At 69.3% G+C, this 19841-nt stretch carries 17 protein-coding genes; 5 read left to right on the top strand and 12 right to left on the bottom strand.

The features are described from left to right. Nucleotides 1–20 precede the first annotated feature (20 nt). Nucleotides 21–713, top strand: a complete 693-nt coding sequence (hemQ, locus tag LFM09_RS32535; RefSeq protein WP_414100407.1) for a hydrogen peroxide-dependent heme synthase — start codon at nucleotides 21–23, stop codon at nucleotides 711–713. Here hemQ and LFM09_RS32530 read toward each other — a convergent pair. The 9 genes from LFM09_RS32530 to LFM09_RS32490 form a co-directional block, all read right to left on the bottom strand. After that, nucleotides 700–3786, bottom strand: coding sequence for a S8 family peptidase (locus LFM09_RS32530; RefSeq protein ID WP_414100406.1), 3087 nt, complete (start codon nucleotides 3784–3786; stop codon nucleotides 700–702). The two genes, hemQ and LFM09_RS32530, sit on opposite strands and share 14 nt — an antisense overlap. A 176-nt stretch (nucleotides 3787–3962) precedes the next feature. Next, the gene (locus LFM09_RS32525) at nucleotides 3963–4325 is read right to left on the bottom strand and encodes a hypothetical protein (RefSeq protein ID WP_414100405.1); all 363 of its coding nucleotides are present in this window, start codon (nucleotides 4323–4325) and stop codon (nucleotides 3963–3965) included. A 1-nt stretch (nucleotide 4326) separates the two neighbouring features. After that, nucleotides 4327–5145 (bottom strand): DUF692 domain-containing protein, encoded by an 819-nt coding sequence (locus LFM09_RS32520; RefSeq protein WP_414100404.1) that lies wholly within the window; start codon nucleotides 5143–5145, stop codon nucleotides 4327–4329. Beyond that, complete coding sequence (locus tag LFM09_RS32515) at nucleotides 5145–5951, bottom strand: TIGR04222 domain-containing membrane protein (RefSeq protein ID WP_414100403.1); 807 nt, start codon at nucleotides 5949–5951, stop codon at nucleotides 5145–5147. The genes LFM09_RS32520 and LFM09_RS32515 overlap by 1 nt, the downstream gene beginning before the upstream one ends. Nucleotides 5952–5963: 12 nt before the next feature. Next, on the bottom strand, nucleotides 5964–6791 hold the full coding sequence (locus tag LFM09_RS32510) for a TIGR04222 domain-containing membrane protein (protein WP_414100402.1): 828 nt from the start codon (nucleotides 6789–6791) through the stop codon (nucleotides 5964–5966). Nucleotides 6792–6887: 96 nt separating this feature from the next. Next, nucleotides 6888–7790: a TIGR04222 domain-containing membrane protein gene (locus LFM09_RS32505; RefSeq protein WP_414100401.1), complete on the bottom strand. Its 903-nt coding sequence runs from the start codon at nucleotides 7788–7790 to the stop codon at nucleotides 6888–6890. A gap of 262 nt (nucleotides 7791–8052) precedes the next feature. Next, on the bottom strand, nucleotides 8053–8475 hold the full coding sequence (msrB, locus tag LFM09_RS32500) for a peptide-methionine (R)-S-oxide reductase MsrB (RefSeq protein WP_414100400.1): 423 nt from the start codon (nucleotides 8473–8475) through the stop codon (nucleotides 8053–8055). Nucleotides 8476–8582: 107 nt separating this feature from the next. After that, nucleotides 8583–8873 carry a hypothetical protein gene (locus LFM09_RS32495; protein ID WP_414100399.1) on the bottom strand — a complete coding sequence of 97 codons (291 nt, stop codon included), beginning with the start codon at nucleotides 8871–8873 and terminating at the stop codon, nucleotides 8583–8585. A 22-nt stretch (nucleotides 8874–8895) separates the two neighbouring features. Further along, entirely contained in the window at nucleotides 8896–9849 is a 954-nt protein-coding gene (locus LFM09_RS32490) for an asparaginase (protein WP_414100398.1), read from the bottom strand. Nucleotides 9850–9952: 103 nt separating this feature from the next. On the opposite strand from LFM09_RS32490, the gene LFM09_RS32485 reads away from it, so the two are divergent. The 3 genes from LFM09_RS32485 to LFM09_RS32475 are packed head-to-tail and all read left to right on the top strand — an operon-like array spanning nucleotide 9953 to nucleotide 15198. Next, complete coding sequence (locus LFM09_RS32485) at nucleotides 9953–10606, top strand: GntR family transcriptional regulator (protein WP_414100397.1); 654 nt, start codon at nucleotides 9953–9955, stop codon at nucleotides 10604–10606. A gap of 10 nt (nucleotides 10607–10616) precedes the next feature. Further along, on the top strand, nucleotides 10617–12875 hold the full coding sequence (locus LFM09_RS32480) for a helix-turn-helix domain-containing protein (protein WP_414100396.1): 2259 nt from the start codon (nucleotides 10617–10619) through the stop codon (nucleotides 12873–12875). Between the two features lie 4 nt (nucleotides 12876–12879). Next, a complete protein-coding gene (locus LFM09_RS32475) occupies nucleotides 12880–15198 on the top strand; it encodes an ATP-binding protein (RefSeq protein ID WP_414100395.1) in 2319 nt (772 codons plus the stop codon). Here the strand turns inward: LFM09_RS32475 and LFM09_RS32470 are convergent. Further along, a complete protein-coding gene (locus tag LFM09_RS32470) occupies nucleotides 15190–15573 on the bottom strand; it encodes an SsgA family sporulation/cell division regulator (protein WP_414100394.1) in 384 nt (127 codons plus the stop codon). The genes LFM09_RS32475 and LFM09_RS32470 overlap by 9 nt on opposite strands. Before the next feature lie 62 nt (nucleotides 15574–15635). Further along, complete coding sequence (locus LFM09_RS32465; protein WP_414100393.1) at nucleotides 15636–17213, bottom strand: phytoene desaturase family protein; 1578 nt, start codon at nucleotides 17211–17213, stop codon at nucleotides 15636–15638. 111 nt (nucleotides 17214–17324) lie between these two features. Between LFM09_RS32465 and LFM09_RS32460 the strand changes: the two genes are divergently transcribed. After that, nucleotides 17325–19076: a LuxR C-terminal-related transcriptional regulator gene (locus LFM09_RS32460; RefSeq protein ID WP_414100392.1), complete on the top strand. Its 1752-nt coding sequence runs from the start codon at nucleotides 17325–17327 to the stop codon at nucleotides 19074–19076. Nucleotides 19077–19272: 196 nt separating this feature from the next. Here the strand turns inward: LFM09_RS32460 and LFM09_RS32455 are convergent, their stop codons facing one another. Then, on the bottom strand, nucleotides 19273–19833 hold the full coding sequence (locus LFM09_RS32455) for a LuxR C-terminal-related transcriptional regulator (protein ID WP_414100391.1): 561 nt from the start codon (nucleotides 19831–19833) through the stop codon (nucleotides 19273–19275). Between the last annotated feature and the right edge of the window lie 8 nt (nucleotides 19834–19841).

Below are 19841 nucleotides of genomic sequence, written 5' to 3'. Positions count from 1 at the left end.
GCCCGTGCCAAGATGGACGTATGGCGCGCCTGAACTACAACGAGCTCAACGACACCATCCGCTACACGATGTGGTCGGTGTTCCGGGTCGAACCCGGCAAGCTGCCCGAAGACCGCAGCGCTGCCGCCAGCGAGACCCAGAACTACCTGGACGCGTTGGAGGGCAAGGGCGTCGTCGTCCGCGGCGTCTACGACGTGGCCGGTCTGCGCGCCGACGCGGACTTCATGATCTGGTGGCACGCCGAGGAGATCGAGCAGGTGCAGGCCGCCTACACCGGCTTCCGCCGCACCCCGCTCGGCAAGGTCTCCACGCCGGTCTGGTCGCAGGTCGCCCTGCACCGGCCCGCGGAGTTCAACCGCAGCCACATCCCGGCGTTCCTCGCCGGTGAAGAGGCTCGCAAGTACGTGTGCGTCTACCCGTTCGTGCGGTCCTACGAGTGGTACCTGCTGCCGGAGGAGGACCGCCGCAAGATGCTGGCGGACCACGGCAAGGAAGCCCGCGACTACCCGGACGTGCGCGCGAACACCGTCGCGTCGTTCGCGCTCGGCGACTACGAGTGGATGCTCGCGTTCGAAGCCGACGAGCTGCACCGCATCGTCGACCTGATGCGTCACCTGCGCGGCACCGAGGCGCGGCTGCACGTGCGAGAGGAAATCCCCTTCTACACGGGCACCCGCGTCCCGGCGGCCGAGCTGGTGCTTAACCTGCCGTGACCCGGTAAGCCCGGATCACCGTCAGCTCAACGGTGTTGCCCTTCGCGTCCTTCGCGGTGGCCTTCAACGAAGTCCACTTGGCGCTGGACGGGTTGTAGACCAACGCGCTGTTGCCGACCACACCGGCGTTGCGCCACGTCTTGCCGTCGTCGTGCGAGTACTGGACGCCGGTGACGCGCACCTTGCCGGTGTCGCCCTGCGACTGGGTGAGCAACCCGATGCGCTGCAACGTGCCCGCGGGCACCGAGCCGTTGTCGTCGAGCTTCGGCGTGAAGCGCACGACCGACATCGGCACCGTGTCGAGCTTGCCTTCGGTGCCCTTGGACTTGAAGGTCCACGCCGCCGACACCTTGGTGCTGAACTCGAACTGCGAGCTCCGGTCCATGCTCATCTCGGCCCGGAAGTCGCCGTTCGGCAGCGGCACGTTGTTGAAGACGGCGCCGGGCGTGGCGGTCTCGCCGATCAGGACACCGTTGCGGTACAGCGCCGTGCGGGCACTGTCCCCAGTGGACGCTCCGTCGCCGTGGGACGCGTCGCTCACCAGCGGCACGCCGATGTACATCTGGGTGCCGTAGCGCTCGGCGAACGCGTAGGGCGACTCGGGCAGGCCCGGCGAGAACACCGGACGAACCTCGCGCTCCTGGTACGTCCTGCCCGCCTTGTAGGTGCGCAGGCCGGAGACGATGCGCTCCTGGGCACCGTTGGCGTGTCGCGTGCTCACCGCGGACTGCCAGCGCACGTCCTCGGTCGACACGTAGTCGACCGCCTTGGCGCCGTAGGCCACCGGGTAGAGCGCGGTGCCGCCGCCGAGGCCGTGCACGGACAACGGGATCTCGCCCTTCGACGCCTGGCTGTCCGGCTTGAGGCCGCCGATGGTGGACTCGACCCGCGCCAGATCCGTCTTCGCCGGCGTCTTCGTCAGACCGACCGGCAGGCTGCCGCCGACCGGGTACGCGAGCCGGTAGAACGTGTGCGGATCCGCCGCGGCGTTGGCGTGCAGCGTCGCCATCGACGACAGCTCCTTCGGCGAGAGCGGACCGCCGGCCTGCGCCGTGGCCATGCCCTCGAAGCCGCCGAACGAGAACATCGTGGCGGTCATCATCGAGTCGCCGTAGGTGCGCCGCCAGTTCAGGACGCCGATCACGAAGTCGCCGGTGGGTTCCGGTGCCTTCACCACCAACGGCTTCGCCAGGCGGGCGTCCTGCTTGATCGTCACGTCGCTGTGCAGCGTGACCGTCGGCTGGAACAGCATGTCGAAGTTCTCGGCCGTGGAGATCGACGAGTCGAGCGAGTAGACGCCCTTGGGCAGCCGGACCTTCTGGTCGCCCGCGCCGATGACCGGCTTGAAGAACCGGTTGGTCAGGCCGTCGATGAACGTCAGCGAGCTCGCCGGGTCGTTCCCGTCGCGGCCGGTCAGGTCGATCGTGAGGGTGTAGCTCTCCACCTCGCGGTCGATGCCGACGAGCGTGCGGACGGTGTGCGGGCCGGACGTCGCGACGATCTCGCCGGTGAACGCGGCGTCCTGCGTGCCGACGCGGCTGTCACCGGTGACGTTGACGGTCGCGGTGCCCTTGGCCGGCACCGTGACCTTGGTGGCGCTCAACGTGAACATCCCCGCGGGCGCACCGGAGCTGAGCGCGAGGTCGAGCGTCAGAGCCGCGTCGGTCGGGTTGCTGTAGGTGATCGGCTTGGTGACCGGCTTGTCGTCACCGTGCGGCCACTGGTGCAGGCCGAGGTTCACCCCGACGACGTCGGCGGTCAGCACCTGGTTGATCGCCTTGGCCACGTCGATGCGGCCGGCGCCCTGGTCGTACGCGCTCACGCCCGGCGTCGGCTTGGCCGTGGTGGCCAGCACCGACTTGAGCTGCGCGGGCGTCCACTCCGGGTGCTGCTGGCGCAACAGCGCCGCGGCACCGGCCACGTGCGGCGTCGCCATGGACGTGCCGCTGGCCGCGAGGTGCTCGGTGGTGCCGGCCTTGGCGGCGACGATGTCGACACCCGGCGCGGTCACCTCGGGCTTGAGCCCGCTGTCTCCGGTGCGAGGGCCCTTGCTGGAGAACGGGGCGAGCTTGTCGTCGCGGTCCACGGCGCCGACCGACAGCGCGGCCTCGGCCGTGCTGGGTGAGCTGACCGTGCCGGGCGCACCCGAGTTGCCCGCCGCGATGACGAACAGGGTGCCGAACTTGGCCGTCAGGTCGTTGACCGCCTGTTCGAGCGGGTCGACGTCCGGGGTGTCCCCGCCGCCGAGGCTCATGTTCACGACCTGTGCGCCCTGCTCGGCGGCCCAGGCCATGCCGTCGAGGATCCAGGACTCCTGGCAGCCGAACTCGACGCAGACCTTCGCGTCGAGCAGCTGTGCGCCCGGTGCGACGCCGCCGTAGCGCGACCCGACGCTCGCGATGGTCGAGCCGACGTGCGTGCCGTGGCCGACGTTGTCGGTGTTGTCCGGGTCGCTGGTGAAGTTCTTCTGTGCCACCTCACGGCCCTGCAGGTCGGGGTGGTTCTGGTCGATGCCGGTGTCGACGACGGCGACCTTGATCCCGGTGCCGGTGATGCCGCGCTGGTGGGCCGCGGGCGCGCCGATCTGGGCGACGCTGCGGTCCAGGCTCGGCTTGCGGATGCCGTCGAGCCAGACCTTCTCACCGGAGTCCGCGGTCGCCTTGAGAGCGCTCCAGTCGTTCGACGACCTGGCCCCGAGTCTGGCCTTGCCGTCCACGATCAACGGCATCCGGTCGCGGTAGCCGAACTCCAGCAACGTGGTGACGTCGAAGAGTCTGCGGTCGAGCCGGTCCGCCGCCAACGGCTCGATCGCGTCCTTCGGGATCACCATCGTGTGCCCGTCGGCACCGCGGTGGGTCTTGAACTTCATCCTCCCGCGGCCCTCGCCGGGCTGGATGGCGACGACCTCCCTGTTGTGTCCCAGCAGGACCTTGTCACCGGTGACGAGCGTGACCTCGTCGACAGCCTGGTGAGGTGTTCCCGGTTGGGGTGCCGCCGACGCGAGTGTCGGTGGCACCGCGGTCAGTGCGAGCGCCGTGAAGGCGGCGCCCAGCACTTTGGATTTGCCACGCATTCGAATCCCCTCGGTGGTTCGAATTTCTGCGCGCTGTGGTTCGCGCAGGCCGAAGGGCCTTCTGCGAAAAGCGAAGGCAATGCGAAAATGACCCCCCGACGCTTTCGAACGTATCGAGGGTGGCCGGGGTCACACAGGGCTGAACGGGGGATTCTTGTCCGCGTTTTGTTCGCCCGTCAGTTCGACTGCCAGAACTTCCAGCGAGCCTTGCGCTTCGCTGACAGTTCTCCTGCGGCACGGCACCATTCCGCGAAGGCTGCGGCATCCTCGCGCGCGCGTGAGCCCGCGCGACGTGGGTTTTCGACGGCGTACGCGTCGAAGAGCGGCCGGAACCGGTCACCGAGCTCGTCGGCGACCTCCGGGCCCAGCATCCGCACGATGCCGCGGCGTTTCGACAGCAGTGCGCGGCGCTCGACGTCGAAGCGTTGTTCGTCGAATCCCGCGGGAACGGGTCCTTTCGCGAGCAAAGCGTTCAACAGCTCGGCCTGCTGGGCGGCCAGCCTTTCGCGCGCGGCCGAAGGATCATTGTTCGCGATCATTTCAACCACGGTGCTTGTCCACGACCGCGCGGATCGCGGCGAGTTCGGACGCGATTTCGGTGTCGGACGGGTAGTTGTCGTCGCGTTCCAGCAGAACACCGGGTGGTGTCACGCGGGAACACAGTTCGTCGAGCACACCGAGCACTTCCGGCAGCACGGCGTGCGCGTGCGTGTCGTGGTAGACGTCGCCCTGGTCGACACCGCCGGCCACGTGGACGTAAGCCAATCGCTCCAGCGGGATCTCGTCAAGGAAGCGTTCCGGATCCGTGCCGATGTTGCGGGCGTTCGCGTAGAGGTTCGCGACGTCGACCAACAGCCAGCAGTCCGTGCGCTCGACGAGCTCGGCGAGGAACTCCCCCTCGGACAGCTCGCCGTCCGGCCACTCCAGCAGCGCGGCCACGTTCTCCAGCGCGAGCGGCACCGGCAGGTTCGCCTGGGCCAGCTTGACGTTCGCGACGAGCACGTCCAACGCGTCCTTCGTGCGCGGCACCGGCATGAGGTGGCCGGAGTCGAGCCCGCCCGCGCGGACGAAGCACACGTGGTCGCTCACCATCGGCGCGCCGACCGCCTCGGCGATCCTGCCGAGGTGCGTGACGCGGTCGAGGTCGACCTGCTCCGCGCCGCCCAGCGACAGCGAGACGGCGTGGGGGAGCACCGGGATGCCGCGTTCGAGCAGGATCGTCACCGACTCCGGCAGGTGCCCGACGTGCAGGTTCTCCGCGACGACCTCGACGAAGTCCACGCCGGGGAGCCGTTCCACGGTCAAGTCGATCTCGGAGCGCCAGCCGATGCCCACGCCCAGGTCCTTGATCCCCGCCATCAGTCGCCTCCTCCGCCGCCACCGCAGCCTCCGCCACCGCCGCAGCTGCTGCCACCGGACGAACAGCTGCTCCCGCTGCTGCTCGACGAACAACTACTGCTACCACATCCGCTGCCGCAGCTGCTGCAGCTCGCCGCCGAACCACACCCGGAGCCGCCACCGTCCGAAGAGGACTTCTTGGCGTGCTTTCCTTGCTTGAGCGGCAGCATCTTGACGATGCTCTGCGAGAGCTCGAAGAGGTCGCCGACCTTCTGCCCGGCGACCTTGCCGCAGAAGCCGTACAACGCCACCGCGTGCACCCGGTCGTGTGCGGTCACGGTCCGCAACGCCTCCTTGCCCGCACTGGTGATCGCTTCCCGCCCGCGCATCCAGACGAAGAGCAGCAGGGCGATCGGCACACCGACGAAGAACGGCGGGAAGGCGAAGCCGCCCACGACCAGCACGCCCGCGATCGCCAGGAAGGCCCACCACATCTCGTTGCGGCGGCGGGGCCGTTGCATCAGCTTCTGGTCGAGCAGATGCTGGTGCAGCGTGTTCATGTGCGAGCTGTGCGCGACCTTTTGCACGACGGTGTCGAACCTGACCGGGGTCCGCACTATCGCCAGAATGCGCGCCTCGACCTGCGTGGTCGCGCCGTAGTTGTTGGTGTGCACGGCGGACACGCGGCCGTCGCGCCCCACTCGCACCAGACCGGCGTCGATGAGCCGGGCCAGCGCGGTCTCGGCCGCCCGGCCGGGACCGGCGGTGAGGAAGCCGATCTGCTCCGCGGACAGCCGCGTCCCCTGGGCGGTTGTCGGTGTGGTCATTCAGTTTCCCCCTTAACTGCTGGAGCTGCTGCAGCTGCTACTACTGCTGCTCGAGCAACTCGAACTGCTACTGCTCGAACAACTGGAGCTGCTGCTGCAGCTGCTGCTGGAACAGCTCGACGAAGAGCCGCAGCTGTGGCTGTAGTCGTAGCTGCTGCTGCAACCGCCACCGTCCGAACTGGACTTGCTCCTGCCGTGGTGGTGCACCGGCGGCAGGTGGATCAGGTGGGCAGGCAGGCCGAACATGTCCGACACTCGCTGCCGCCCCATCATGCCGTGCAGTCCGCGCAACGCCACCGCGTCCACCCGGCTGCGCGTGTTGCTGGTCGCGTGCTTGAGTGCCGCCCTGCCGAACGGGGTGAGCATCCCCTTGTCCCGCATGAGGATCACGAGGAAGAGCAGCATCGCCGTGAACGCGAGGAGCTTCATGTCGACCACCACCGCCACGAACGCGGTGGCGACGGTCAGGAGGAACAGCAGCAGCCGGAACGCCTGCCGGTAACCCCGTGCCTTGCCCCATTGCCGGCGGACCAACGTCTTGTCCACCAGGCCTTGCCGCAGCGAGGCCATCTCCTGGCTGTGCGCCGCCGGCTGCACGACCGACGCGATCGAGCGTGCGCCGCTGTGCAGTCCGTTGAGGATGTTCGCTTCCAACGCCGTGGTGGCGCCGTAACCGTTCTGGTAGACGGCGGTCACGAGTCCCTCCCGGGAAACGCGCACGAGACCGCCGTCCATCAGCCGCGCGAACGCCGTCTCGGCCGCCCTGCGCGGTCCCCCTGCCAGGAACCCGATCTCCTCCGCGGACCAGCCTGTCCGGTGCGGTGTCGAAGCGTTGGCCATCAGCACTCCCCTCACTGGTGTCCGTGCATCTTCGACGTGAGATCTGCCTCCGGGTTCCGGTTGTTACCTGAAATGGCCCAGCCAGTGGAAAGCGGGTCAGCCTCCGCCGCCACCACCGCAGCCGCCGCCCCCACCACCGCAGCTGCTTCCTCCAGAACTCGACGAACACGAGGAAGAACTGGAGGAACACGCGCTGTAGGTGGTGCCGGTGCTGGAGCTGTACGCGGCCGAGCCGGCGGAGGAGGCGAGCAGCGAGCTGCGCACCGCCAGATCCGGGTAGACCGCGAGTCCGTCCAGGGCGACCAGTCCGGCGGCGCCCGCGTAGACACCGGCGGGCGAACCGGCCAACCCACCCCCTGCGGTGGCGCGGGTCGAGTTGAGCACACGATCCCCCTTGGTCGTGCGCACGAGCCTCCAGCGCCACGTGACGAGCCAGATGAGCACCGGGGTGATGACGAGCTGCAAGGTCAGCCAGCCGACCGGCGCACCGATCGCGACGCCGTTGACCCAGCGGGCGAGCCCGATCGCGAGCAGCACCCACAGCGCGATGGATCCCTTGCGCAGCGCGCTTTTCGCCGTTTCAGGGTCGACCACGAGGCCCATGTCCTCGAGCCGCCGGCCGATCGCGGTGACGACGTCGTCCTTGGCGACCGCGGGGATCATCAACCCGAGCGTGCGGTTGGTGTAGCGCTGGCTGTCGGCCATGACGGCCCGGTCGACCGCGTTCACCGACTGCGAGTTGGCCGTGGCGGAAACGGTGCCACGGCGTGAAGTGCGAAGCTCACCCGAGGTGAGCAGACGCGCGACAGACGTCTCGACCACGCGCCTTGGACCGCCCGCAAGATATGCGAGCTCGTCCATGTCCAGTGAGCGCACGGGCTGATTGCTGTGACCCGCCCGCACGCGCACCCGGACAACGATCGCGACCAGCACTGCCAGTGCCAGTCCGATCCAGTACAGCTGAAGGAACTCCGGTCCGGACAATCCCCAAGGCCTCATGTGACCCACCCCCTGACTGCCCCGAAAGTGCTTCGGTGCGTTCATGGTGTGGTCCGGGCCACAGGCTCACAAGCCTTGTTGACGAAGCCTTAGGGTTGCCCGCTTTTTGCCAGGTTGTGGCAGTTTGCCAAGTCGGGACGACTCGGCCTCAGCTCGACGAGCCGCCGTCGACTCCGCTGGAGCCTTCGCCGTCGGTACCGAAGAAGTACATGGTGCCTCCCAGGTCGGTCCGGTCCGATGCGACCGGACTGGGCTCAGTCTCCTATTCGGACGGAACGAGTTTCAAGGAGACGGAGTTGATGCAGTACCGCTGGTCCGTCGGTGTGGGGTACCCCTCACCTTCGAAAACGTGCCCGAGGTGGCTGTGGCATGTGGCGCAGAGCACTTCGATCCGGGTCATGCCGAGCGCCCGGTCCTCACGCAGGATGACCGTGTCTCCGGCCAACGGCGAGAAGAACGACGGCCAGCCGCAGTGCGAGTCGAACTTGGTGTCGCTGCGGAAGAGTTCGGCTCCGCACGCACGGCACTCGTAGATGCCCTCGGTCTTGGTCTCGGTGTACTCGCCGGTCCAGGGACGCTCGGTGCCGGCCTGGCGCAGCACCGCGTACTCGGCGGGGTTGAGCTGGGCGCGCCATTCCTCTTCGGAACGCACGACTTTGGGGGTGGCGCCGACAACAGGTTCCATGACCCTTTATAACGCCGTTGCCGCCCTTGGGCTTCCCGGGCGGCGGTGTTCGCGCCGATGCCGTAAGACCCCGTTAAGAAGTCGTTTTCGTTTGGGGCAGAAGAAATTCAGAAGATGATGGTGAGGATGTCGCTCAGCGCGAACCAGATCGTCAGGATCACGCCGAGCAGGATCAGGCCCACGACGAGGACGGCCGCCAGCCGCTGATGGCCTGTCGTCCGGTTCGCCGAGTCGGCGAAGTCCTGGACGCCCTCCAGGTAGCCCTCGACGGTGTAGCCGGGGCGTTCGCGCTTCATCCGGTCGAGGTGCTCGGCGAACGCCTTCGTCTCGGGATCGTGGGGGTCGAGGCCGATCAGTTCCTCCTCGAACTGCTCGCGCTCGTCCTTGGAATCGCCCATAACGCCAAGGGTAGTGCCAAGGTCAGCTCGCGAGCGCGAGAGCGGGCTTTACGGCACCAACGGCACGCCCGTGGCCCAGGACCGGCACGGTGGCGAGGTCCTCGACCTTGCTGACGTCCACGCCGAGGCGCTTCAACACCGCGACGATGACGACCGCACGAGCACGCGACGAACCGTCCGCGATTTTGAGCGCGACACCCTCACCCGTGGGCAGGCCGACGGCGTAGACACCCTCGGCGCCGTCCTTCGCGATGACGCCGGGCAGGGCGTCCATCAGCACGGTGACGTCACGGCCGGTGCCGCCGACCCACTGCGGGTAGGCGTTCATGGCGGCGGCGACGCGGTGTTCGAGGGTGCCGGCGGGGGCGCTGGCAAGGCGGCCGAACGCCCTGGCGAGGCCGGTCAGGCTGATGGCGAAGATCGGGGCGCCGCAGCCGTCGACGCCGACCTGGGCGACGGGCTCGCCGGCGACGTCCTCGATGGTCTCGCGGGTGGCGACCTGCAGCGGGTGCGTCGGGTCCAGGTAGTCCTCGGTCGACCAGCCGTTGGCGACGCAGGTGGCGAGCATGGCGGCGTGCTTGCCTGAGCAGTTCATGTACTTGGGCGCGCGGGAGAGGCCGCAGGCGAGGTGCTGGGCGCGCGCCTCGTCGCCGAGCGGCAGGTCCGGGGTGCACTGCAGGGCGTCCTCGGACAGGCCGGCCTCGGCCAGGATCCGGAGCGCGCCCTCGACGTGGAAGTCCTCGCCGGAGTGCGACGCGCAGGCCAGCGCGAGCAGCTCGCCGTCGAGGTCCAGGCCGCTGCGGAGCATCGCGAGGGCTTGGAGCGGCTTGTTCGACGAGCGCGGGAACGCGACGTCGTCAGGAGTGCCGATGGAGAGCGTGGAAATGCCGTTGGGATCGGTCGCGACGACCGTGCCGTGGTGCACCGACTCCAGGAAGTCGCCCCGCCAGACCTCGGCCACAACCTCGTGTCCCATGTCAGCCCTCCCGCGCTAGTCCGAAACTGCCAACTGTCGACAGTTGACACGTTCGCTAGTTTAGCTGCAGGACGGCCGGTGCCGTCCAGATCAGGAGACGAAGGTGACACCTCCTACCCCGCTGCACCTCAGTCTGGCCGGGCAGGCCGTCGACGTCTTGCGCGAGCAGGTGCTGACTGGGGAAATCCCTCCAGGCTCCCGGGTCAACGAGGTCGAGGTGGCGCAGAAGCTCGGCATCAGCCGGGGTCCGCTGCGCGAGGCGATCCGGCACCTGGCCTCCGAGGGGCTGCTGACGCTGGTGCCGCACCGTGGCGCGTTCGTGCCCGACGCCGACGCGCAGGACGTGAGGGCGCTGTTCGAGCTGCGGGCCGCCCTCGAATGCGCGGCGGCGGAGCTCGCGGCCTCCCGGCGGACCGACGTCGACCTCGTCCGCCTGCACGAGGTGTGCGCGGAGAGCCGCCGCAACTACAAGACCGGGCAGCCGTTCCCGTACCGCCTGGACCTCGCGTTCCACCAGTCGTTGCTGGACGCGGCCCGCAGCCCGCACATCGCCGAGCAGGTGCGGCTCGTGCAGCAACGCGTGGTGCTCCTTCGCAGCGCGTTGGAGGACGACCCGCCCCACCAGCACGCGTCGATGGACGACCACGACGAACTGGTCCGTGCGATCGAGGACGGCGACGCGGCCAGGGCCTCGACCGTGATGCGAAGGCACCTCTCTCGCGTGTGTGCGCAGATGCTCACGAGCTTGAACCACTAACGTCGGTGGTGTGACGTTCGGCGCCCGGCTCCAGCAGCACCGCAAGAACGCCGGGCTCAGCCAGGAGGAGCTCAGCGAGCGCTCCGGCGTCAGCGTCCGCGCGATCAGCGACATGGAACGCGGCCGGGCCCGCTCGCCGCAGCGCCGCACCACCGAGGCCCTGCTCGACGCCCTCGACCTCGACGAACCCGCGCGCGACGAGCTGCGCAGGCTTGCCAGGTCAGGGCGGGTCGCGCCGGCCGGGCCGGTCTGGTCGCTGCCGCTGTTCGTGGCGGACCTCGTGGGCCGGGATGCGGAGCTCGACACGATCGCTGCTCTCGACGGTGGGCTCGTGGTGGTGCACGGGGCTGCGGGCACGGGTAAGACGAGTCTCGCGGTGAAGGCCGCACATCTGCTTGAGGCACGGTTTCCGGACGGTCAGCTGCTCATCGAGCTGGAGGGGTCCGCGCCGCCGTTGCGGCGGTTGCTCAAGGATCTCGGGGTTGCGGGCGAGCACGTGCCGGAGGACCCGGACGCCCAGACGAGGCTCTATCGGTCGTTGCTCGTGGGAAAGCGTTTGCTGCTCGTGCTCGACGGTGTGAGCACAGAGAAGGAGGTCCGCACGCTGGCGACGGATCGGCCGGGTTGCCTCACGATCGTGACGTCCCGGCGACGGCTGGCCGGGCTGACGGGTCCCACCTGGATCAGGCTCGGAGGGCTCACCGAAGAGGCCGCCGTCGAGCTGCTCGCGTCGATCATCGGTCCGCAACGCGTCGAGGCCGACCACCGGGCGGCAGTGGAACTCGTGCAGCTGTGCGGGATGTCGCCGCTCGCGTTGCGGATCGCGGGCAACCGGCTCGCCAGCCGGCCCCGCTGGCCGCTCGGGCACCTGGTCGAGCAGCTCAAGGAACGGCACCTGGCCGCCCTGACCGCGGGTGACCTGGAGGTGCGCGGAGCGTTCGAGGTGTCCATGGCGCACCTGCCCGAGACCGCGCGGCTGGTGTTCCGCAGGCTCGGGCTGCTCGTCGGCACGCACGTCACCCCGCAGCTCGCCGCCGAACTGGCCGGTATCGAGGTCGTCGAAGCGGAACAGGCGTTGGAGGACCTCGCCGACGTCAGCCTGCTCGACACCGATGACCGCGGTTACTCGATCCACGGACTCGTCCGGACGTTCGCCAACGGCCTGATCGACACGACGGACGAAGAGGCGCACCGCAGGATGCTCACCTCGCTGCTGGAAACGACGGTCGCTGCGGGAGTCCTATTCGGACAGACCGGTGACGCACGGCGCGTGAGCCCGCACGGCAAGGCCTTCCCGGACGTGCAGACGGCCAGGTGCTGGCTGGACGGCCACCGCGACCTGCTGCCCGAGATCATCGAACGGGCGCAGGCCGGGGATCTGCACGACGAGGTGGCTCGCGCGGTGATCGCGGTCTCGCACTACGCCTCCATCGAGCCAGGCCCGGTCTGGGAGCACGTCTACCGCACCGGACTCGCGTCGGCGCTCCAGCCGTGGCAGGAGATCGTGGTGCTCAGCCAGCTCGGCTGGGTGCTGTTCGACATGGCCGGGAAGCCGGGGCCCGCACTGGAAGTGCTGACCCGTGCGGCGGCGCTCGCCGAGTCGTCGGGGGAGACGGGGCACATCGGCTGGGTGTGGCTCGTCGCGTCAGCGGCGCACAGCAGACTCGGACGGGCTGACGAAGCCGAACGTGTGTGTCGTGAGGCCATCGAGTGGATGCGCGAGCCGATGGACGTGCTCTATGCACGGGGCGTGCTCGGCGTTATGTGGTGCCGGATGAACCGGGCCGACGACGCAGTGGCCGTGCACGAAGAAGTGGCCGGCGAACTGCGCACCTTCGCGCACACCCTCTACGAACTCTCAGCCCTTGGCCGCACGCTCTGGTGGCTCGGCCTCGCCCTGATGGCAGCCCATCGGCCAGACGAGGCCGTTGCGGCGTTCACCGAGGCTGAGGAGGTCTACAAGCGCACAAGGATGACGTCGTGGCGTGCGCGCACGCTGTGGCATCGCGCGGAAGCTCACCGAGCCAAAGGTCGCCTGGCCGAGGAGGACGAGGACCTCACCGCGGCGTTGACGGGGTTCCGCGCGACCGGTGACGGCTTCCGGGAGATCGAGACGCTGCGCGCGCTCGCGGACAACGCCAAGTCACGGGGCGACCACAGCGCGTGGCAACGTCATCTGCGAGACTCGCTCGCGGCGTGCGAACGGTGGGACACGGACGCAACGCGCGAGATCGCCGCCGAAGTGAAGAAGTGCCTGGCCAGAGGGTGAGGGAATGCGGGCGACCACCTTCAGCGAGTTCCTGCGCTTCTACCGGCGGCGGGCGGTGCTGACCCAGGAGGACCTCGCCGCGCGCACCGGCTTGAGCGTGCGGACGCTCAGCGACCTCGAACGCGGCCGCGTGCAGACCCCGCAGGCGCAGACCGTCGACCTGCTGGTCACCGGCCTTGCTCTCGACACCGCCGAAGCAGCGGAGTTCGTGGCACTTGCCAGGTCGGCCGAAGCCGCACAACCACGTCCCGAACGCACGGACAGCGCGCCACCGCCCGCAAAGCCGCTCACGGGCCGGGCTGCGGAACAAGAAGAACTCGCGGAGTGCATCCGAAACGCGGCCGCGTCGTCGGTGCTGGACGTTGTCGTCGTGCACGGGCCTCCGGGCGTGGGGAAGACCTCTCTCGCGGTCGACGCGGCACACCGGTTCGCCGGCTCGTTCACCGACGGCTGCCTCTACCTGGACCTGCGCGGCATGGACCCGGCACCGTTGTCCGCGGAACGGGCGATCACCCGCATGCTGCGCGCGTTCGGTGTGCCGGACGCACGAATGCCGTCCGATCTCGACGACCGTGCGCGCCTCTACCGGTCGATGCTGCGCGAACGCACCGTGCTGCTCGTGCTCGACAACGCCGCGAACGAGGCGCAGGTCCGCCCGCTGCTCGCCGCCAGCCCCGGCTCGCTGGTGCTGGTCACCAGCCGCAACGTGCTGGCCGGGCTGGACTGCCGGCACCGGCTCGACCTCGGCCCGCTGCGCCACGACAATGCCGTCGCGTTGCTCGCCGCGACCGCCGGCGCCGACCGGATCGAGGCCGACCGGGAGTCCGCTGACCTGGTCGCGTCGTTGTGCGGCGGCATCCCGCTGGCGCTCGCCATCGCGGGCCACCGGCTGACCAGCCTGTCGTTGCGCCACCTCGCCGAACAGCTCTCCGACGAACGCGAACGGCTCGACGTCCTGGCGACCGGCGACGTCCAGGTCCGCACCGCGTTCGAGCTGTCCTACCGGCTGCTGGCACCGGAAGCCGCCCTGATCTTCCGCAGGCTCGCGCTGGTCCACGGCCCGGACACGTCCGTGGCCCTCGCCGCGATCGCCGCCGACATCCCGTACGACGACGCGGAGACGTTGCTGGAGGAACTCGTCGACGCGAGCCTCCTCCGACCGGAAGTCCCTGGCCGGTACTCGTGCCACGACCTGATCCGCGACTACGCGCGCGAACGCTTGCACGGCGAGGAACCCGACCACGAGACACACCGCCTGCGCACGCGCGACTGGTTGCTGACCACCGCGACAAAGGCCGCGTCGTCGTTCTTCCCGGACGACCAGGGCTCCTCAGACCTGGTGAGTGCGGACCGCTGGCTGTCCGACGAGCTGGCGAACTGGCGGGGCGCGCTCGGTGAGGCAGTCGGCGACGGCGCCCACGAGCTGGTGCTGGCACTGGCCCGGTCGATGCACTGGTACTCCGACCATCGCGGCGTGGGCGACCTCTGGCTGGAGGTCTACTCGGCAGGCGTTGAGGCCGCACGGGCGCTCGACCGGCCCGAAGACGAAGCAAAGCAGCTCAACTTCCTGTGCTGGGTTCACGTCGCCCGCGTCACGAACATCCCACGGGCGATGGAAACGCACGAGGAGGCGCTGCGCGTCGCGGAGAAATGCGGCTCAGTGCTCGAAACGGCGTGGGCGCACTACTACCGCGCGGCCATCGAGACCCGCACCAGCACCCACGCGGCGGGCGTGACCCATGCCAGGCGGGCCGCCGAGCTGTTCCGGCAGGCCGGGCTGCCGCTGGGCACCGTGATCTCGCTGTCGTACGCGGGCGTTCTGCTGCAACGGATGGGCAGCTTCGATGAGGCCGTGGCGACGCATCAGGCGTGCATCGCCGAGGTACGAACGGTGCGTGGCACGCGACGTGGTGTGGCGAACGAGAACGCCGCCCAGCTGCTGCTGCGCCTCGCGGACTGTCTCACCGCCGCCGGAGACCACGAGGAAGCGCTCGTCGTGGCGGACGAGGCCGACGCGCTCGTCAATCCCGCGGTGTCGGGCGTCCGGGCACTGGTGCAGCACACCCGCGGCCTCGCGCTGAGCAACGCGGGACGGCTCGCCGAGGCCCGTGACCAGCTGGCCGGTGCCGCCGACGTGTTGGCCGACCCGGAGTCGCGCGTGTCCGTGCTGATCGCTCTGGCCGATGTGTGTGCGCGGATGGGAGACGACGACGCGGCAACGCGGCACCGAGTGCGCGCGCTCGCGGAGTCGGAGGGCTATGCGTCGCCCGGCATGACGAAACTGCAGGACCAGCTGATGAACGCGCTCAGGCTGTCAGCGTAAAACGGTGCTGAGGAACGCATCCGCGTCGAATCGTTCGGCACCGGGTGGCACGAGCCGGTAGGTGGCGTCGAGGAACTTCCGCAGTGTCCCGGTCGGCAGCCGGAACACCGTGACGTGCCGGTCGGAGATCAGTTCGAGCATCAACGTGCGGCTGGCGTGCGGACGCAACCGCACGTCGCCGATGCCCGTGGCCTTGGTCATGCCCTCGGCGAGCAGGTCCCTGCCCATGATCCAGGTCGCCACCCCGCCTCCCGCGTGGAACCGCATCGTCACCGCGAACGGGTCGTCCGCCTGGTAGAGCAGCTCGGTCTCGACCGGCGCGGTGTTGCCGTCCGGCCGGACGAAGTCGAAGACGGTGCGTGATGCGACCCGCATCGGGACTCCCTGAGGTGTTCGCCGGTGTTCAGCAGGTGTCACGTAGTTGGGGCCGAAATGGTTCACACCGGCGTGTTGCCATTACCAATTCCGTCCAGGAGCCTGCGGGCGACGACGTGCCCGGAACCGCCGTTGACGCCGTGACCGGGCCAGGTCCCCGCGCCCACGAGGTGCACGTTCGGCACCGTCGTGGTGTGGCTCGGCTGCCCGGGCAACGGGCGGAAGACGTAGCTGCCCGCGAGGTCGTGACTGCCGCCGAACGGTGCGCCGGGGCCGCTGTTGACGTTGTGCGCCTTCAGCTCCGCGGGGGAGATGACGTGTCGGCCGAGGACGGCGCCCGGCAGGTTCGGCACGTGCTGACCGCAGATCTCCACGATCCGGTCGGCGAACCTGTTCTTCAGGTCCTCGGTCCACTCGCCGTCGGCGTCGATCTCGCCGGTCGCGTCACCGCGCGGGACCGTCGGCACCTCCAGGATCTGCAACCGCGCCACCGCCCGGCCTTCCGGGCACCTCGACGGGTCGAGACTTGAGGGCACGTCGAACGAGATCGTCGGAGAGGCGGGCAACAGGCCGCGCACCGCCTCGTTGAGCGCCTTCGACACCCCGTCGAGCCCGGTCGTGAAGTGCGGCTGGCCGACGCCTTGCAACGGTTCCGGATAGCAGGGCGGTTCCGACAACGCCAGGTGCACCTGCACGACACCGAGTCCGTAGCGGTACCGCTCGGCCTGCCTGCGGATGAGCGGCGGCACGGCGTCCGGTTCGTGCGCGAGAAGCCGCAGGTAGAGCTGGTCCGGGTTGACGCTCGCGACCACGGTGTCGCCGCCGACGAACTCGCCGTGCGCGGTCTCGACGCCGATCGCCCTGCCGTGCTGCAGGATGATCTTGTTGACCGGCGTGCTGGTGCGGATCTCCCCGCCGTTCTTGGTGATCACCGTGCTCAGGGCGTGGACGAGCTGCTCGGCGCCGCCCGCCGGAGTCGGCATTCCCGCCTGCTGCAACGCCAGCAGCACGAGGATCACCCACAGGCCGCTGTTCGCGTCGTCGACGCCGCGGCCGAGGTGCGTGGCCCACGGCGCGAACATCGCGCGCACGAGCGGTGAGCGGAAGCGCTCCTCCAGCAGGTGCCGCGCGGACATCATGAACAGGTACGCGAACTCGTTGTCCCCCATGAGTTCGCCGATCTCCTTGCGCGACTCGGCGAGGTCCTGCGCGAAGAGCCCGAACACCGGCCCGATGTACGGTCCGAAGTCCTCCAGCAACGTCGCCAGCGCCGCGCCGTCTCCGGGTGCGACCCGGTCGAGCTCGGCGACCGTCTCCTCGACGTTCGTGGACATGAACGTCGCCTCACCGCTGGGGAACGACACCCCGGTCGGCTTGGCGGTGTTGCGGAACTCCAGCCCCGCCCTGGTCAGGTCCTCGCCGAGGTCCGCCCACGCGGCCCCGGAGAGGAACAACGGCATCGCCGTCGCGTAGGTGTCGTGCCGGAAGCCCGGCAGCGTCAGCTCGTCGGTGCGGACGAACCCGCCGGCCCTGTCATTGCTTTCGAGGACCACCACACTTCGTCCGGCCCGCGCCAAGCACGCCGCCGTGACGAGCGCGTTGTGCCCTCCACCCACCACAACCGCGTCATAAGTGCTCACATTTCGAACGTATCCACGCCTGACGTTCTGATCGGATGCATTCCGCTCACCGGAACTTCTGCCGGTGCTTCTGCATGGCCCTTTCGGGCAACGGCCGATTACCTGGATGGCATGGTCGTCCCACGTCACAGCCTCGTCGGGCGCGAGCGCGAGGTCGCAGCCTTGACAGAGGCGCTCGGGAGCGGAGTGGGTTCGTGCCTGGTGCACGGTGCGGCGGGGATGGGCAAGAGCGCGCTGCTGTCCGTCGCGTCGTCGATCGCGGTGCGCAGCGGGTTGCGGCCGGTGCGCGGGCTGGGGCCGGGCACGTTGCTCGTGGTGGACGACGTCGAGCAGCTCTCGGCCGACGAGATCGAGCGGCTTTCGCGGTTCGAGGGCGCGGTGCTGCTCGCCGGTGACGTCGATCCGGTGTCGCCGCCGGAGGGGCTGGCGGATCTGCTCGCGGACGCCGTGCGGGTGCCGTTGCGGCCGATCGGCTCCGACGCGGTGGCCGAGATGGTCCGGCGCCGGTTCGACGTCGACTCACCGGAGCTGGCCGGCCTGCTTCTCGCGTACAGCGGTGGTGCGCCGGGCGTGGTGAGCGACGTGCTGGACCTCGTCACTTCCGCGGACTGCTTGCGCGACCGGCTTTCCGGGCTGCGGCTGCCGAGGTTGCTGCGGGCGGTGCGGCGGTACTGGCAGGGGTTGGACGCGGAAGCCGTGGCCGTTGCCCGAGCGTTGGCCGTGCTGGGGGAAGCGCCACTGGACCTGCTGGGCGAGGTAGCCGGGATGGGATCTTTTCAGGCGCTCGCGGCCTTTGAACGCCTTGTGGACGCACGACTCGCGGTGGATCAGCCGATGCGGCTCCGGTCGCCCGCCTTGGGGCATGCGATCCGGCACGAGGCGGCTCCTGAGGCTCGGGAACGCTTGCACCGCACGGCTGCTGAGGTGATGTACCGGCGGTGTGATCCGGTGACCGCGGTGGCCGAGCACGTTGTGGCGTGCGCCAGACCCGTTGGGGCGCAATGGGTGGCGCCGGTGTTGGGTGCGGCTGCGCGGTTGCACCGGGCTGCTGGAAGGCCGGAACACGCGGTGCGGTGTCTGCGGGCAGCTCTGCGTGAGCCGATGAGCGGCGAGACGGCCGCGCAGGTGGCGGAGGGAATGGCGGATCTCCATCTGCGGTGGGGGATTGCGCCGCACGCCGATGAGCTCACGAGGTTGTGGCGGTGGGTGCCCGACGCCGCGGACCTGCTCGCCGCTGTCGTGGTCGAGTGGCAGTGCGACGAGGACGTGCTCGGTGCCCTGGGCGGCGACGTGGGCGTCGGTGACTGGCCGGTGGCAGAGGAGATGTGGGCGCGCCGTGGCGACCACGCCGAGGTTTCCCGGTTGATGCAGGACCTCGCTGGTGACTCACCTTTGCGCGGCTGCGTGGCGCTGGGCGCGGCGGCGTTCGTCGCGTCCTGTGTGGACAGTGGAAGACCCGATGAGGCACGGGAAATGCTGGTGCGGCTCGGCTACCTGGGCACGTTGCCGCCGGCGCCGGTGTGCACGGTGTTGTTGCACCAACGGGCCCGTATGCATCTCGCGCTCGGGTCGCCGCGGGCCGCGCTGGCCGATGCGGAACGGGCCGGGGCGGCTGAAGTCGCCGAGCAGGCGCGGATTGCGTTGCAGGTGCCGCGGAAACCGGTGCGCGGGGCGGCGTGGGGGAAGCTGACGCCGCACGAGGCGAGGATCGTGCGGCTGGTGCTGGAGGGGGAGACGAACCGGGCGATCGCCACCCGGTTCAACGTTACGCAGCGCGCGGTCGAGCTGCACCTGACGAGGGTCTACCGCAAGGCCGGGATCTGCCGGCGGGTTCAGCTGTCCGCGGTCTTCGGCGCCATTTGAGACTCGTTGTCACCCAAACGGATGTGAACCGGGAGCCGTCGTCTCGTCGTTCTTCGCTTTCAACAGCGCCAAAACGACAGGAGCCGACGATGTCCGGTCAGAACGACGAACAGACCACGATCGTGCCCGCCGCGCCCGAACACGACGTGCACGACGTGCTGCTGGGCACCATCACCTGGGAGCAGTACTACGCGTCCTAGAGCAGTCCGGAGCGGAGCGCCCACGCGACGGCGTGCACCCGGTTGCGCAGCCCGAACCGGTCGAGCAGCTGGTGCAGCGCGTACTTCACGGTCCGCTCCGAGCAGAACAGCCGCGCGGCGACCTCCGCGATCGTCGCCCCGTCGGCCAGCAACCGCAACAGCTGCAGGTCGCGATCGTTCAGCACCCTGGCAGGTTCCTGCACCGCCGGACCGTTGACGAGCAGCTTGATCAGGCGTTCGGGGTTGACGTCCGCGCGCCGCAAGGGAACCGCGAGACCGGCCTGTGCGGCGATCGACGGCGTGAGGTCGTGCACCCGTGCCGCGATCACCACGATCTTGGGCGATCCGGTGGCTTTCAGTCGTGCCGCCTGTTGCGCACACAGCTCGTTGACGACGGCGAGCAACACGTGTGCGTCTGTCCGGTCCGGCACGACCCGCACGCGCGGTGTGTTCCTCAGCAGGTGCGTCACGCCGGCGGCGCTGATCAGGTCGCGGGACTCCACCGCCACCCGCACCGGTTCGATTCCGGAGTCCAGGGTTGCCAGGGCACTACTCATGTGGCCGA

Origin of the sequence: Lentzea alba (assembly GCF_047445655.1) — a bacterium.
Classification (GTDB): Bacteria; Actinomycetota; Actinomycetes; order Mycobacteriales; family Pseudonocardiaceae; genus Lentzea; species Lentzea alba_A.
The sequence above is the reverse complement of the archived record's forward strand: the minus strand, read 5'-3'. Positions and strand labels throughout refer to the sequence as shown.